The following is a 13,567-nucleotide window of genomic DNA, read 5'->3' as shown; positions in this document are numbered from 1 at the left end:
CGATGGTCCTCCCGTGAAGGTCCTGGTCACCGGGGCCAGCGGGTTCCTCGGGCAGGCCACCGCCGCCGCCGTTCGGGACGCCGGGCACGAGGTCCGGACGTTCCAGCGCCGTCCTTCGGGAGTGCCCGGGGTGCATGACGTCGCCGGGACGATGACCGACGACGCCGCGATCGCCCGCGCGGTCGACGGGGTCGAGGCCGTCGTGCACCTGGCCGCGAAGGTGTCACTCGCCGGGGACCCGGCCGACTTCGCCCGGGTCAACATCGAGGGCACCCGCTCACTCCTGGCGGCCGCCCGTGCAGCCGGCGTCGGGCGCTTCGTCTTCGTGTCGTCGCCGTCGGTCGCGCACACCGGGTCGTCGCTCGTCGGGGCCGACGCCGGTCCGGCCGAGCCGTCCCGTGCCCGAGGCGACTACGCCCGCACCAAGGCCGCGGCGGAGCTGCTGGCACTCGACGCCGACGCCCCGGACTTCGCCGTCGTGGCGGTCCGGCCGCACCTGGTGTGGGGTCCGGGTGACACGCAGCTCGTCGGACGGATCGTCGAGCGTGCCCGCGCCGGACGGCTCCCGCTGCTCGACTCCGGCGCCGCGCTGATCGACACGCTCTACGTCGACAACGCCGCGACGGCCATGGTCGCGGCGCTCGAACGCGTCACGGACGACGGCGTCCACGGCAACGCCTACGTCGTCACGAACGGTGAGCCCCGACCGGTCGCCGACCTGCTCGCCGGCATCTGCACGGCGTCGGGCGTCCGACCGCCGCAGTGGCACGTGCCGGCAGCGGTCGCGCGGGCCGCGGGCTCCGTGGTCGAGGCCGTCTGGCGCGTCCGACCGGGCGAGGACGAACCGCCGATGACCCGGTTCCTGGCCGAACAGCTCTCGACCGCGCACTGGTTCGACCAGCGGCGGACCCGGCAGGACCTGCGGTGGACCCCGTCGGTGTCGATCGACGAGGGGCTCGAACGGCTGCGCGCCGCGGCTCAGGCCTCGTCGGCCGCCACGTAGACCCAGGCCGTCGAGCCCGAGGCCAGCGTGACCCGGATGCGCTGGTAGTCGGCGACCTCGTAGCCGTCGACCGCGCGGAGCTGCCACTCGTACCCGAGCGTCAGGGCCACACCCTCGACGACGTCGTCCGCGGAGCCGCGGCGGAGGATGGGATGACGGTCGGAGCCGCTCGTCCGGATGACGTCCGGGTCGGTGATCGCCACCCAGTCGAGCCGCCAGCCGGGCAGGGAGTCCGGGGTGGTCGGGACGTGGTCGCCGAACAGCGACTCCTGCACGAGCGGCTGCTGGAGCGTGCCGTACGAGAAGACCCGGTGCGTCTCGCCGGGGCGCGGCGTCGGACGCTTGACGGGACGCGGAGCGACCGCCGGGGTCGAGGTCCAGACGAGTGCACCGGCCAGGCCGGTCAGGCCGAGGTGCAGCAGCCCGATGATGCCGAGGGTGCTGCCCCAGTAGATCCCGGAGTCGTCGCCGAGGCAGCAGGACTGCGGCCAGATCTCGGAATCGGAGAGGCACCCGTACCGGTTCGTGATCCCGACCACCAGCCCGATGACGCCGACGACGAGACAGACGAGCGCGAACGCGCCGAGACCGATGACCCAGCGCTGGCCGGGGGAGAGACGCTTCACGTCGCGAGGCTAGCGGACGGGCAGTGGACTCCGGGACCACCCGGGTGGGTCGACCTGGTCGGGTGGGGCGGGCCTCCCGGCCGGGACCGTGTGCACGACGTCAGCCGGTGAAGCGGGTCCAGAGCTCGGTGACGATCGGCCAGACGTCGCCCGCGCGGTCGGCGGAGCCGACGGCGACCAGGACGACGGGGACCAGGGTGACCGCCACGCTCACCAGGACGGCGAGCACCACGGCGGTCGTCGCGGTCGCGGTGTGCCGGCGGGTCAGGGCGAGCAGGAGCAGCGCGAGCACCACGACCGCACCGAGCAGGGCGATCAGGGTGACCCGGACGAACGGGAACGGCACGAGACCGGCGGTGGTGGCGGTGACCCCGCCGAGGAACCCGACCAGCGGCAGGAAGCCGCCGACCGCGACGGCGAGGACGAGGAAGACCCCGATGCCGCCGGCGATCCAGACGCCGCGGGGTCGGGGGCGCCGGGCACGGGGCCGGCGCCCTCCGGACCAGGCGGTGGTCACGGCTGGTCCCGGTGACGGGGAGCCGCGGCGGCATCCGCTGCCGCATCGGCGGCGACGGCTGCATCGTCGGCCGCGTCCGCCGCGGCATCGGCAGCGTCGGCGGCCCGGTCGCGGGTCGTGCCGGCTGTGTCGACGACGACGTCGCGGGCCTGCTCGGCGGCGTCCTTCGCGGACGATGCCGCGTCGGCGGCCTGCTCGGATGCCCGGGCGAGCGACTCCGAGGCGGCGTCACGCAGACGCTCGCCCGTCTCGGCGGCGGCGTCGACGGCACGCTTGGTCGTGTCGGCGGTGGCGTCGGCAGCCTGCTTCGTCGCGTCCGCCGTGGCCGACGCTGCCTGCTTGGTCGCTTCCGCCGTGGCCGTCGCGGCACGCTTGGTCGCGTCGGCGGTGGTCTCGGCGGCCCGCTTGACCGCGTCGCCGGTCGACTCGGCCGCCTGCTTGACCGCATCGGTCGCCTGCTCGGCGGCCCGGCCGAGCGGGGACTGCTCGTCGTCGAACGGACCGTGCACGTCGAGGACGCGCACGTCGACCGAGGTGCGGAGGTCGGACAGCTGCCGCGTCGCTGCGGTGACCTGCTGCCGGACCTCGGCGGCGACGTCGAGCACCGGGTGCGGGTAGCTGACGACGACGGCGACCTGCACGCTGAGCACGCCGTCCTGTTCGTCGACCTGCACGCCGGTGGTGCCCGCCGAACGGCCGAGCTGCTTCCGCAGCTGGTCGGCGGCACGGGCGGCGATCCCGCCGAGGTGGTGCACGCCGGGCACGCCGAGCGCGGTCTCCGCCGCGGTGCGCGCGACGATCGTCGCGGTGCTCGCGTCGTCGGGCAGCGGCTCCGTCAGTGCTGCGGGCAGGGCCACCTCGGTGACCTGCGTGTTCGCATGGGGGTCGTGCTGCATGGTTCCTCCTCGTTCGGGATCTGCGCGGGGACGCATCGGGGCACCCGTTCGACGGGTGCCCCGATGCGGTCGTGCGACCTACTTCTTGAAGACGTCCTTGACGTCCTCGCCGGTCTGCTTCGCGCTCGCAGCGGCCTGGTCCTTCTTGCCTTCGGCGACCTTCGAGTCGTCGTTGGTCAGGTTGCCGACGGCTTCCTTCGCCTTGCCGGCGAGGTCCTGAGCGGCGTTCTTGATCTTGTCGTCGAGTCCCATGACGGGTCCTTTCGTGGGTGGGCGTGCGCCCGGTGGTGTGGTGGTGGGCCGGGAGGCCCGGGGTACGTCCGGCTGACGGGTGTCAGTGGACGCGGGTCGACTTCGCGAGCGCGGAGCGGGTACCGCCGGTCAGGTGCACGAGCACCGGGACCGGACGGCCGAGGGTGCGGTCGAGGACCGCGACGGCTCGGTCGACGGCGTCGAGCACGCTGACGGCGTCCCCGCCGCGGCGGACCGCGACACGGATCCGGGCGGCGCGCTGCCGGCGGACGAGGTAGGTGTCGACACGGGACCCGACCACGTCGCGGACACCCGCGAGTTCGTGCTCGAGGACGTCCCGGACGAGTGCGACGTTGACGGTGACCGCATCGTCGCCCGAGTGCTCCCGGACGGCGACGGACGTGCCGCCACCACCGCGGGTGAACACCCACACGAGCGACAGGACGACCACGAGGGCCGCGGCCCCGGCGACGATCCACAGCGCGGACGCGGGGACGTCGAGGCTGCGGGGGAGGTCGACGTACGGCTTGACGGCGTCCTGGACGGCGGGCAGCACGCCCGCGCCCATCGCGATCCCGACGACCACGGCGACGAGGCCGAGGACGAACAGGATGATCCGGTTGAGGGTCCGGTTGCTCTTGGTCATGCGAGGGTTCCCTTCTCCTCGACGCGGACGCGGACGCGTCGGCCGAAGCGCTCGTCGAGACCACTCAGACGCTCCACGACGGCGGCGCGCACGCTCGCCTCGTCGACCGGCACACCGGTGACGGGGACGATGCGGACCTCGGTGGAACGGCCACGGGCGGTGGCGGAGGCGTTCCCCTCGGGGACACCGGCCGCCATGCCTGCAGCGTTCGCCGCGGTGGAGGCGACGATGCGGGCGTCGATGACGACCGCACCACGCTCGTGCTCGACGACCGATCGGTGCTGCCGGCCGGGCTTGAGCGCCAGGACGACCAGCACGACGCCGAGGACGACGAGCACACCCGCGATGACCTCGACGACGGTGACGAACGCGGCGTCCGGACGGAGCGCCGTGTCGACCACGGTCTGGGGATCGGCGACCAGCGGCGGGCGTCCGATGGCGCTGAGCACCGCCTCGGTGCCGATCCAGGCAGCCACCAGGGCGAGCACCACGAGTGCCACCGCCACTGCTGTGGAGCGGGAGCGGTGCACGCTCCGACGACGGATGCGTCGTTCGACGGAACCGTTGCTCATGATGGCCTCCTAGCGGGCACGGGACTCGTGCTCACGCACGATCCCGGTGAGTTCGATGTGGGCACTGCCGACGCGACGCCCGGTCAGGTCGCTCACGCGGCCCTTGACCTGGTCCGCGATCCGGATCGACCCGGAGACGATGTCGTCGCTCGCGGCGATCGGCCCGGTGATGTCGAGCGACAGTGCTCCCGACGCGTCGCCGAGTCCGACGCGCACCCGCTTGGCGGGGGCGCCGAGCCCTTCGGCTGCGACGGCCCGCGCCAGCGAGGTGAGCGCGCGTGCGGTGATCTCGACGCGGCCCGGGACGTCCGGGCCGGCGTTCACCGGGAGCTCCGGCGTCCGGTCAGCACGTCGGTCAGGGCGCCGCGGTCGATGCGACCGGTGGCGAGTGCGGCCACGAGGGCCCCGATCGCACCGAACACGATCACGAGCACGAAGCCCCAGAACCCGAACTGCAGTGCCACGACGGCGAGGACTGCGCCGATGAGGGCGCCGATCAGCGTGTTGCTCATGCGACTCGGGCTTCCTTCTTCTCGTCCTCGTTGTCGTCGTCGTCACCCGGGATGTAGACGTCCTGGACGGTCACGTTGACCTCGGCGACCTCCATGCCGACGATCTGCTCGAGGGCACGGGCGACACCGGCACGGACGCCGTCGGCGACCTGCTGGAGCGACACCGGGTACTCGGCGACGATCACGATGTCCGCGGCGACCTGCTTCTCGCCGACCTCGACCTTGACGCCCTGACCGAAGTCACGCTGGCCGATGGCGTCGCGGATGGCGCCGATGGCACGGGCTGCGCCGTTGCCGAGGGAGTGGACGCCGTTGACCTCGCGGGCGGCGATGCCGGCGACCTTCGACACGACGGTGTCGTCGATGACGGTCTTGCCGGTGACGCCGCTGGTGCCGGCGTGCGAGGTGGCACGGGTCGCCGTGGTGGCCGGGGTGGGGGTGGTGGTGTCAGCCATGTTCGTTCCTTCCGTTGACCCGCCGGGCGTTCCCAGCGGTTGCTGTTCACGGATGAGACGGGCTGTGGAAGAGATTCGTCACACACGACTTCTCGGATTCGGCTGCTTTCCAGGGAACCCCGGAAATCCGGGGATGAGCGTGTACCCCCGGGGTGTTCCGTCCGGCCGTTCAGCCGTTTCCGGCCGCGCCGTTGCGCTCTGCAGCGGCCCGCATGGCACGGACACAGGCCATCGGGGACTCGCCGCGCTCCTCGCGGAAGAGCTGTTGCAGCCGTCGGGGGAGCACCCCTGCGGCGGCCGCGATGTCGTCGAGCGTGAGCGGGTCGTCGAGGTGCTGCTCGATGTACGACACCGCACGACGGACACGCCACGACGCCTTGCCGGCCTCCGGCTGCGCGGCCAGCGACGCGCGTTTCGTCACGGCGGGGTCCTCGCCGAACCGGTCGCGGTAGGTCTCGGCGAACCGGCCCGGGTTGGTGAAGCCCCAGCGGCGGGCGATCGCGGCGATGCCGGATGACACGAGCGGACAGTCCGCCGGGGCGACCGGGCCGCCCCGGTCCGCGCGGAGCAGCTCCTCGCGCACCCGGTCGAGGCGGTGGTCGCGGAGGAACCGGTGCGGCGTGGTGTCGAGCGTCCGGGCGAAGACGTCCTGCAGCCCGCGCTGGCTCAGTCCGCAGGCCGCGGCGATGGTGGGGACCGAAGGGCGTTCGGCGGCGTGCAGCTCGATGAAGCGGATCGCGTCGCGGAGCCGGTTCGCCACGGGGACGTCATCACCGCGGTTCCGGATGGGGAACGTGTCGAGGATGACGACGGCCAGCCGGCGGTTCAGCGCGGTCCGCATCGGTCCGAGCACGCGGTCGTCGACCAGGGCCGGCCCGAGTTCACGGATCAGGTGCCGCAGGGGTTCGCGCCGGGCGACGACCTCGTCCTGCTGGTCGAACAACAGTGGGCCGTCGGGCAGGCGGTAGCCGAGGTCGCGGCCGACACTGCGCAGGAACCGGTCGGACACGTGCACGCCGTTGTAGACGGTGCCGTCGGACTCGAACCGGTAGGCCTCGGACGCCGACGCGATGTACGGGCTGCCCGGCTCGACGACGCGGGTGCGGTCGGCGAAGTGCATCTCGAGCCGGCCCTTGGTCAGCCAGAACACCACGTGGTCGTCCCGCACGCCGATGACCCCGCCCCGCCGACCACCTTCGGCCCGCATGGTGCGCAGCGACAGGTCATCGTCGCCCACGACCGTGTACTCGTACCGGGTGTCGTCGGTGGCGAACGTCTCGGAGGCGAAGTCCGAGCCGCCGTACTCGGCCGCGAAGATCTCGGAGTAGTCGGAACCCTCGCCGTCGCAGAACCGCAGCCGGCGGAATCCGTTCGTCGTCGAGGGGTCCATGCGCCGATCATGCCATCAGTTGCACCGGACAAGGAAAGGAATACCCTAGGGGGGTACCGTATTGAGAACGGTGGAGGCGGACATGCACGAACACGTCGGGTACATCGGCGACAAGGACGACCTGCTCAAGAGACTCCGTCGCGCCGAGGGGCAGGTGCGCGGCATCGCGCGGATGGTCGAGGACGAGACGTACTGCATCGACGTCCTGACCCAGATCTCGGCGGCGAACCGAGCGCTCGAACGCGTCGCGCTGTCGCTGCTCGAGGACCACCTGGCGCACTGCGTCGCCGAGGCCGTCGCCGAGGGCGGGGACGCCGCCGACGAGAAGGTGCGCGAGGCCAGCCAGGCGATCGCCCGGCTCGTCCGCTCCTGACCCTGACGACCCACCACCGAGAAGGAGACACCATGACCACCGAAACGCTGCTCGTCGAGGGCATGACCTGCGACCACTGCGTGATGAGCGTCACCGAGGAACTCACCGAGGTCGACGGGGTGTCGGGCGTCGACGTCCGACTCGTCCCCGGCGGATCGTCCGAGGTCACCGTCAGCTCGGCGGCACCCGTCGACGCGGACGCCCTCCGCGCCGCCGTCACCGAGGCGGGGTACGAGGTCGTGCGCTCGTGACCGACCGCACCGTCGAACTCGACATCACCGGGATGACCTGCGCCTCGTGCGCGAACCGCATCGAGCGGAAGCTCGGCAAGCTGCCCGGGGTCACCGCCACCGTCAACTACGCCACCGAGAAGGCGCAGGTGCAGGTCGCCGCGGACGGCACCGCTGACCCCGAGGCGCTCATCGCCGCGGTGGAGTCGGCCGGCTACGGCGCCACGGTGCCGGCCCCGCCCGCCGCTGCTGACGCCGACCCCGCGGTCGACGAGGACCCGACCGGCCCACTGCGCCGACGCCTGGTCGTGTCCGCCGTGCTCGCGGTGCCCGTCGTGGTGCTCTCGATGGTGCCGGCCCTGCAGTTCCCGAACTGGCAGTGGCTCGCCCTGACGCTCGCGGCACCCGTCGCCGTCTGGGGTGCGCTCCCGTTCCACCGTGCCGCGTGGGTCAACGCCCGGCACGGTGCCGCCACCATGGACACCCTGGTGAGCGTCGGTGTCCTCGCCGCCTTCGGGTGGTCCCTGTACGCCCTGTTCTTCGGCGACGCCGGCACGACCGGCATGCACATGACGTTCTCGTGGTTCGCCACGGACCCCGAGGCCACCGACCTGTACCTCGAGGTCGCGGCGGCCGTGACGGTGTTCATCCTCGCCGGCCGGTACATGGAGGCCCGCGCGAAGACGCAGTCCGGCGCCGCACTCCGGGCGCTGCTCGAACTCGGTGCGAAGGACGCCACCGTCCTGCGCGACGGCGGCGAACACCGCGTGCCCGCCTCGTCCCTCGTCGTCGGCGACGTCGTCGTGGTGCGACCCGGCGAGCGGATCCCGAGCGACGGCCTGGTGCAGGACGGCTCCTCGGCCGTCGACCTCAGCATGCTCACCGGTGAGTCCGTGCCGGTCGAGGTCGCCCCGGGCGACCGGGTCACCGGTGCCACGATCAACGTCGGCGGCCGGCTCGTCGTCGCGATCACCCGCGTCGGTGCCGACACCGAGCTCGCCCGGATGGGTCGCCTGGTCGAGGACGCCCAGACCGGCAAGGCCGAGGTGCAGCGCCTGGCCGACCGCGTGTCCGGGGTCTTCGTGCCGATCGTCATCGTGCTCGCCGTGCTGGCCTTCGTCGGCTGGCTCGTGTTCGGCGGCTCGGTCACCGCGGCCTTCACCGCGGCCGTCGCCACCCTGATCATCGCCTGCCCGTGCGCTCTCGGGCTCGCCACGCCCACCGCGCTGCTGGTCGGCACCGGTCGCGGCTCCCAGCTCGGCATCCTGATCGGCGGTCCGCAGGTGCTCGAGCGCACCCGCGGCGTCGACACCGTCGTGCTCGACAAGACCGGCACCGTCACCACGGGGTCGATGACCCTGCGGTCGGTCACCGCCGTCGACGAGGCCGAGGACGTCGTCCTGCGCCTCGCCGCAGCGGTCGAGGACGGCTCCGAACACCCCGTCGCCCGCGCAGTGACCACCGCGGCCCGTGCCCGGGGCGCTGGCCTGCCCCAGGCCGAGCAGTTCACCGCCACCGCCGGCGCCGGTGTGCAGGCCGTCGTGGACGGCGACGTCGTCCTGGTCGGCACGACCCGCTGGCTCGCCGACTCGTGGTCGATCACCCTGCCACCGGTGCTGTCCGACGCCGTCGACCGTGCCGAGGTCGACGGGGGCACGGCGGTCGTCGTCGCCCGGAACGGCACGGCCCTGGGCGTGGTCGTCGTCGGCGACACCGCGAAGCCCGAGGCTGCCGACGCGATCGCCCGCTTCCGTGCGCTCGGCCTGCACCCGGTCCTGCTCACCGGCGACAACGACGGTGCCGCACGTGCGGTCGCCGCGAGCGTCGGCATCGACGAGGTGCACGCCCGCGCGACCCCGGCGTCGAAGCTCGAGACCGTCCGCCGGCTGCAGTCCGAGGGGCGGAGCGTCGCGATGGTCGGCGACGGCGTGAACGACGCCGCCGCACTGGCCGCGGCCGACCTCGGCATCGCCATGGGGGCCGGCACCGATGCGGCCATCGCGGCGAGCGACATCACGGTGGTGAGCGGTCGACTCACGGTGGTCGCCGACGCCATCCGGCTGTCGCGCGCGACGCTCGGCGTCATCAAGGGCAACCTGTTCTGGGCGTTCGCGTACAACGTCGCGGCGATCCCGCTCGCGATGGCGGGGCTGCTGAACCCGGTGCTCGCGGGTGCGGCGATGGCGTTCTCGTCGGTCTTCGTCGTGACGAACAGCCTGCGGTTGCGTCGCTTCGCGGCGCAGCCCTGAACCCGGCGAGCCGACCGCGGCCCTGAACGCGACCGGCCGGGAGGCGTGACGCGCGCAGCGAACGCGAGCCGCGCCTCCCGGCCGACTGTGCGCACCACCCGCCGGAGCGCACTACGCTCGAAGACGGTCCGCGACGCAGCGCTGCGTGACCCGCGGGCTGTACGTCTTGAACGTGATCCCCAGGAGGACCGAAGTGACCGAATCCGCTCCCGTCGACCCCACATCGACCGAAGGCTGGAAGAAGCTCGACAGCATCGCTGCCGACTTCACCCCGGACCTGCGAGGGTGGTTCGACAGCGACCCCGGTCGTGCCGAGCAGTACACCTTCCAGGCGGCCGACCTGACCGTCGACCTGTCCAAGGGCCTGGTGACCGACGAGATCCTCGCCGCGCTGCTGCAGGTCGCGAAGGACACCGGCGTCGCCGAACGCTTCCAGGCGATGCTCGCCGGTGAGCACATCAACGTCACCGAGGACCGCGCCGTGCTGCACACCGCGCTCCGCCGCCCGAAGGCGACCGAGGGCCTCGTGCCGGCGGCGCCCCTGACCGTCGACGGCCAGGACGTGGACGCCGACGTGCACGCCACGCTCGACAAGGTCTACGGCTTCGCCGAGCAGGTCCGCAGCGGCGCCTGGACCGGTGTCACCGGCAAGCGCATCGAGACCGTCGTCAACATCGGCATCGGTGGCTCCGACCTGGGCCCGGTCATGGTCTACGAGGCACTCAAGCCCTACGTCCAGCCCGGCCTCGAGGCCCGTTTCGTGTCGAACATCGACCCGGCGGACATCTACGAGAAGACCGCGGACCTGGACCCCGAGACCACGCTCTTCATCGTCGCGTCGAAGACCTTCGGCACGCTCGAGACCCTGACGAACGCGCGCCTCGCCCGCCAGTGGCTGTGGGAGAAGCTCGGCCTGACCGACGCCGCCGACGACGAGAAGAAGAACGCCGTCGCGAAGCACTTCGTCGCCGTCTCCACCGCGCTCGACAAGGTCGAGGCCTTCGGCATCGACCCCGAGAACGCCTTCGGATTCTGGGACTGGGTGGGCGGCCGCTACTCGGTCGACTCGGCCATCGGCACGAGCGTCGTCATCGCCATCGGCAAGGAGAACTGGGAGCAGTTCCTCGCCGGCTTCCACGCCATCGACGAGCACGTCCGCACCACGCCGCTCGAGCAGAACGTCCCCGTCCTGATGGGCCTGCTCAACGTCTGGTACACGAACTTCCTCGGTGCGCAGAGCCACGCGGTCCTGCCGTACACGCAGTACCTGCACCGCTTCGCCGCGTACCTGCAGCAGCTCACCATGGAGTCGAACGGCAAGCGCGTCCGCTGGGACGGCTCGCCCGTCACCACCGAGACCGGCGAGGTCTTCTGGGGTGAGCCCGGCACGAACGGCCAGCACGCGTTCTACCAGCTCATCCACCAGGGCACCCGCCTGATCCCGGCCGACTTCATCACGGTCGCCAACCCGGCCCGTCCGCTCAAGGACGAGACCGGCGACGGCAAGGGCGTCGCGCCCGGCACCGACGTGCACACGCTGTTCCTGGCGAACTTCTTCGCGCAGACCAAGGCGCTCGCGTTCGGCAAGAGCGCCGACGAGGTCCGCGCCGAGGGCACCACGGACGAGGGCATCGTCGCGGCGCGCACGTTCCCGGGCAACAAGCCGACCACGTCGATCATCGCGCCGGAACTGACCCCGAGCGTGCTCGGCCAGCTCATCGCCCTGTACGAGCACATCGTGTTCACCGAGGGCACGATCTGGGGCATCGACTCGTTCGACCAGTGGGGTGTGGAGCTCGGCAAGCAGCTGGCGCTGCAGGTCACGCCGGCCGTCGACGGCGACCAGGCCGCGCTCGACGCGCAGGACCCGTCGACCAAGGCGCTCATCGCGAAGTACCTGGAGCTGCGGAAGTAACGCACGCCCCCACCTGACGGACGGGAGGCCCGTGGCGGATCCGCCACGGGCCTCCCGTCCGTCGTGTCGGGCACTGCCAAAGCGACAGTTGCGCCCGACGGGCCGCCGTCAGGCCTGCGAAAGCGACAGATGCGCGCCGATCTTCCGCGGAGAAGTGTCGCTTTCGCGAGGGCCCGCTGCGAGGCCGCGGGGCTCGGCGCCAGGCCGCCCGCTCAGCGGGCGAGCGGGTCGAGGTTGAGGGACGTGCCCTCGTACAGGTGCTGGTCCTCGCCGAACACCTGGACGCCCTCGTTGAGCCAGACCAGGTCGCGGACGGTGATGCCGAACCGCGTCGCGACGTCCCCGATCAGGTCGTCCGGTGCGACGCCGTAGGACCTCGGCGCGCCGGCGGACGTGGTCGCGGTGACGGTCCCGGTCGCGTTCGCCCGCCGTCCGGTGTCCTTCGGGTGCACGTTCGTCTGCCGCGCGGGGACGGACCACCGCACGGTGGACACCGCGAGGACCTTGCCGGCGGAGATCTCGACCGGGACGTCCTGCCCGGCGGCCGCCGCGGAGTAGGTCACGAGGGTGCCGAGGTGTGACGGGTCGACGCCGGACCCGTCCAACGGCACGTCGACCGCAGCCGCCGTGCTGGTCGGACCGCCGAGGGTCCGGTCACCGACACCGGGGTAGGTGAGCCCGTCGCCCACCGCACGGGGCAGGTCGAACAACGCGACGCCGATCGGCACCGGCAGCGTCGAGGTGATCCCGGAGTACTGCGCGGTGAAGGTGTCGTCGCCGTCCGCGACCACCCGGAAGTGGAAGTGCACGCTGCCCTTCGGCGAGGCGACGTCCCCCCGCGCCAGGACGGTCCCGGCGGGGATCGGTGTCAGCGTCGGTGCGGGTGCGGCGGCCTCCGTCGGCACCGGGGTCGGTGTGCGCGGGTTCGCCGACGCCTCGATCAGGTCCGATGCGGACTCGCCGGTCGGGGTCGACGCCGGGGTCTCGCTCGCCGTCGGGCTGGACGCCGGCGGACTGGAGGGAGCGGGCGGGACATCGTCCGGTCCCCGCAGCAGCGAGCAGCCGGACAGCACCACGCCGGCCGCCAGCACGATGGCGATTCCGCCGGTCCGTTTCATGATGCCCCCTCAGGTCGAGGGTCACGCGATGGCGAACACACGGACGTCGTCGCCGGCGGACTGTGTCCCGGGACGCAGTCCAGCTGCCGAGGGGGCGAGATGGTGTCGGTCGGAGCGGCTACGGTCGAGGGCATGGAGCGTTCGGAGATCCTCGCCGCGGCTGCCGCCGCGCACGCCGCCCGCATCGCAGCGGCGGGTGGTGACGACGTCGCAGCGCGTGAACGTGCCGACAGCGTCCGGCGCCGGGCCGACGGGCTCACCGACCGGTACGACACGGTCGAGGGCTCGGACACCGAGTCCGATGCCCGTGACGCCGCACGCCGTCGCGCGGGAGAGGCAGACCGCGCCGCCTCGCGCACCGAGGGCGTGCTGTCGGACTGGCACCGGATGGGCACCCGTCGTGGCGTCACCCCTGACGCCCAGGTCCGCACGGCGTGGACCGTGACCGGGGTCCCCGAGCGCGGCGACGCCCGAGCCCTGGCCAACGTGCTGCTCTCCACCGCGGGGCACGCCGGACGCGTCGCCGACGCCGCCCGACGCAACTCCGCCCTGTCCGGCGCCGCGAGTGCCGCCGCCCGACGGACCGTGCGCCGCTACACCGACCACGGTGCCGACATGGCTTCGTTGGGGGACGTCCTGGGCGACGGCCCCGTCGACGACGAGCGCTGAGCCCGATCCGCGGATTGGACCGCTCCCGTCCTCATCAGGCCTTCTGTGGACCGATCCAAACGACCTGACGACAGAATGTCCAATTGACAGGACATGGATTCGGGTTACGATCGGTCCACGCACTGACGCGCGATCACCGACGAA

Annotated in this window: 17 protein-coding genes; 6 read left to right on the top strand and 11 right to left on the bottom strand. The window is 72.4% G+C overall.

All coding sequences use genetic code 11. The features are described 5' to 3' along the window. The first annotated feature begins 13 nt into the window (after nucleotides 1–13). Complete coding sequence (locus DEJ04_RS12845; protein ID WP_111047307.1) at nucleotides 14–1,003, top strand: NAD(P)-dependent oxidoreductase; 990 nt, start codon at nucleotides 14–16, stop codon at nucleotides 1,001–1,003. Here the strand turns inward: DEJ04_RS12845 and DEJ04_RS18725 are convergent. The 10 genes from DEJ04_RS18725 to DEJ04_RS12795 form a co-directional block, all read right to left on the bottom strand. Beyond that, a complete protein-coding gene (locus DEJ04_RS18725) occupies nucleotides 979–1,629 on the bottom strand; it encodes a gamma-glutamylcyclotransferase family protein (protein ID WP_258371378.1) in 651 nt (216 codons plus the stop codon). The genes DEJ04_RS12845 and DEJ04_RS18725 overlap by 25 nt on opposite strands. Nucleotides 1,630–1,729: 100 nt before the next feature. Continuing rightward, a complete protein-coding gene (locus DEJ04_RS12835; RefSeq protein WP_111047306.1) occupies nucleotides 1,730–2,146 on the bottom strand; it encodes an MFS transporter permease in 417 nt (138 codons plus the stop codon). Then, entirely contained in the window at nucleotides 2,143–3,042 is a 900-nt protein-coding gene (locus tag DEJ04_RS12830; RefSeq protein ID WP_181437811.1) for an Asp23/Gls24 family envelope stress response protein, read from the bottom strand. The genes DEJ04_RS12835 and DEJ04_RS12830 overlap by 4 nt, the downstream gene beginning before the upstream one ends. 78 nt (nucleotides 3,043–3,120) lie before the next feature. Next, complete coding sequence (locus tag DEJ04_RS12825) at nucleotides 3,121–3,294, bottom strand: CsbD family protein (protein ID WP_071246087.1); 174 nt, start codon at nucleotides 3,292–3,294, stop codon at nucleotides 3,121–3,123. 82 nt (nucleotides 3,295–3,376) lie between these two features. Then, entirely contained in the window at nucleotides 3,377–3,940 is a 564-nt protein-coding gene (locus DEJ04_RS12820; protein WP_111038342.1) for a hypothetical protein, read from the bottom strand. After that, on the bottom strand, nucleotides 3,937–4,512 hold the full coding sequence (locus DEJ04_RS12815; protein WP_110864127.1) for a DUF6286 domain-containing protein: 576 nt from the start codon (nucleotides 4,510–4,512) through the stop codon (nucleotides 3,937–3,939). Before DEJ04_RS12815 ends, DEJ04_RS12820 begins: the two co-directional genes overlap by 4 nt. 9 nt (nucleotides 4,513–4,521) lie before the next feature. After that, nucleotides 4,522–4,836, bottom strand: a complete 315-nt coding sequence (locus tag DEJ04_RS12810) for a hypothetical protein (protein WP_017885411.1) — start codon at nucleotides 4,834–4,836, stop codon at nucleotides 4,522–4,524. Then, nucleotides 4,833–5,024, bottom strand: a complete 192-nt coding sequence (locus DEJ04_RS12805; RefSeq protein ID WP_017885412.1) for a DUF2273 domain-containing protein — start codon at nucleotides 5,022–5,024, stop codon at nucleotides 4,833–4,835. Before DEJ04_RS12805 ends, DEJ04_RS12810 begins: the two co-directional genes overlap by 4 nt. Further along, nucleotides 5,021–5,479, bottom strand: coding sequence for an Asp23/Gls24 family envelope stress response protein (locus DEJ04_RS12800; protein WP_071405961.1), 459 nt, complete (start codon nucleotides 5,477–5,479; stop codon nucleotides 5,021–5,023). The genes DEJ04_RS12805 and DEJ04_RS12800 overlap by 4 nt, the downstream gene beginning before the upstream one ends. Before the next feature lie 169 nt (nucleotides 5,480–5,648). Next, the gene (locus DEJ04_RS12795; protein ID WP_111047304.1) at nucleotides 5,649–6,869 is read right to left on the bottom strand and encodes an AraC family transcriptional regulator; all 1,221 of its coding nucleotides are present in this window, start codon (nucleotides 6,867–6,869) and stop codon (nucleotides 5,649–5,651) included. 82 nt (nucleotides 6,870–6,951) lie between these two features. Between DEJ04_RS12795 and DEJ04_RS12790 the strand changes: the two genes are divergently transcribed. The 4 genes from DEJ04_RS12790 to pgi all read left to right on the top strand — a co-directional run bounded on the left by DEJ04_RS12790 (nucleotide 6,952) and on the right by pgi (nucleotide 11,636). Continuing rightward, nucleotides 6,952–7,242 carry a metal-sensitive transcriptional regulator gene (locus tag DEJ04_RS12790; protein WP_027466001.1) on the top strand — a complete coding sequence of 97 codons (291 nt, stop codon included), beginning with the start codon at nucleotides 6,952–6,954 and terminating at the stop codon, nucleotides 7,240–7,242. Nucleotides 7,243–7,274: 32 nt separating this feature from the next. Further along, the gene (locus DEJ04_RS12785) at nucleotides 7,275–7,493 is read left to right on the top strand and encodes a heavy-metal-associated domain-containing protein (RefSeq protein WP_111024449.1); all 219 of its coding nucleotides are present in this window, start codon (nucleotides 7,275–7,277) and stop codon (nucleotides 7,491–7,493) included. Next, nucleotides 7,490–9,721, top strand: coding sequence for a cation-translocating P-type ATPase (locus DEJ04_RS12780; RefSeq protein WP_111047303.1), 2,232 nt, complete (start codon nucleotides 7,490–7,492; stop codon nucleotides 9,719–9,721). Before DEJ04_RS12785 ends, DEJ04_RS12780 begins: the two co-directional genes overlap by 4 nt. Before the next feature lie 193 nt (nucleotides 9,722–9,914). Further along, nucleotides 9,915–11,636, top strand: coding sequence for a glucose-6-phosphate isomerase (pgi, locus tag DEJ04_RS12775; RefSeq protein ID WP_111047302.1), 1,722 nt, complete (start codon nucleotides 9,915–9,917; stop codon nucleotides 11,634–11,636). Between the two features lie 212 nt (nucleotides 11,637–11,848). Here pgi and DEJ04_RS12770 read toward each other — a convergent pair whose 3' ends face one another. Next, nucleotides 11,849–12,754 carry a LysM domain-containing protein gene (locus tag DEJ04_RS12770; RefSeq protein WP_258371377.1) on the bottom strand — a complete coding sequence of 302 codons (906 nt, stop codon included), beginning with the start codon at nucleotides 12,752–12,754 and terminating at the stop codon, nucleotides 11,849–11,851. A 132-nt stretch (nucleotides 12,755–12,886) separates the two neighbouring features. Between DEJ04_RS12770 and DEJ04_RS12765 the strand changes: the two genes are divergently transcribed. After that, nucleotides 12,887–13,423, top strand: a complete 537-nt coding sequence (locus DEJ04_RS12765) for a hypothetical protein (protein WP_111047301.1) — start codon at nucleotides 12,887–12,889, stop codon at nucleotides 13,421–13,423. Nucleotides 13,424–13,567 lie beyond the last annotated feature (144 nt).

The sequence above is a fragment of the Curtobacterium sp. MCLR17_044 genome (assembly GCF_003234435.1).
In the GTDB taxonomy this organism is placed as follows: Bacteria; Actinomycetota; Actinomycetes; order Actinomycetales; family Microbacteriaceae; genus Curtobacterium; species Curtobacterium flaccumfaciens.
This window is presented reverse-complemented; position numbering and strand designations above follow the sequence as displayed.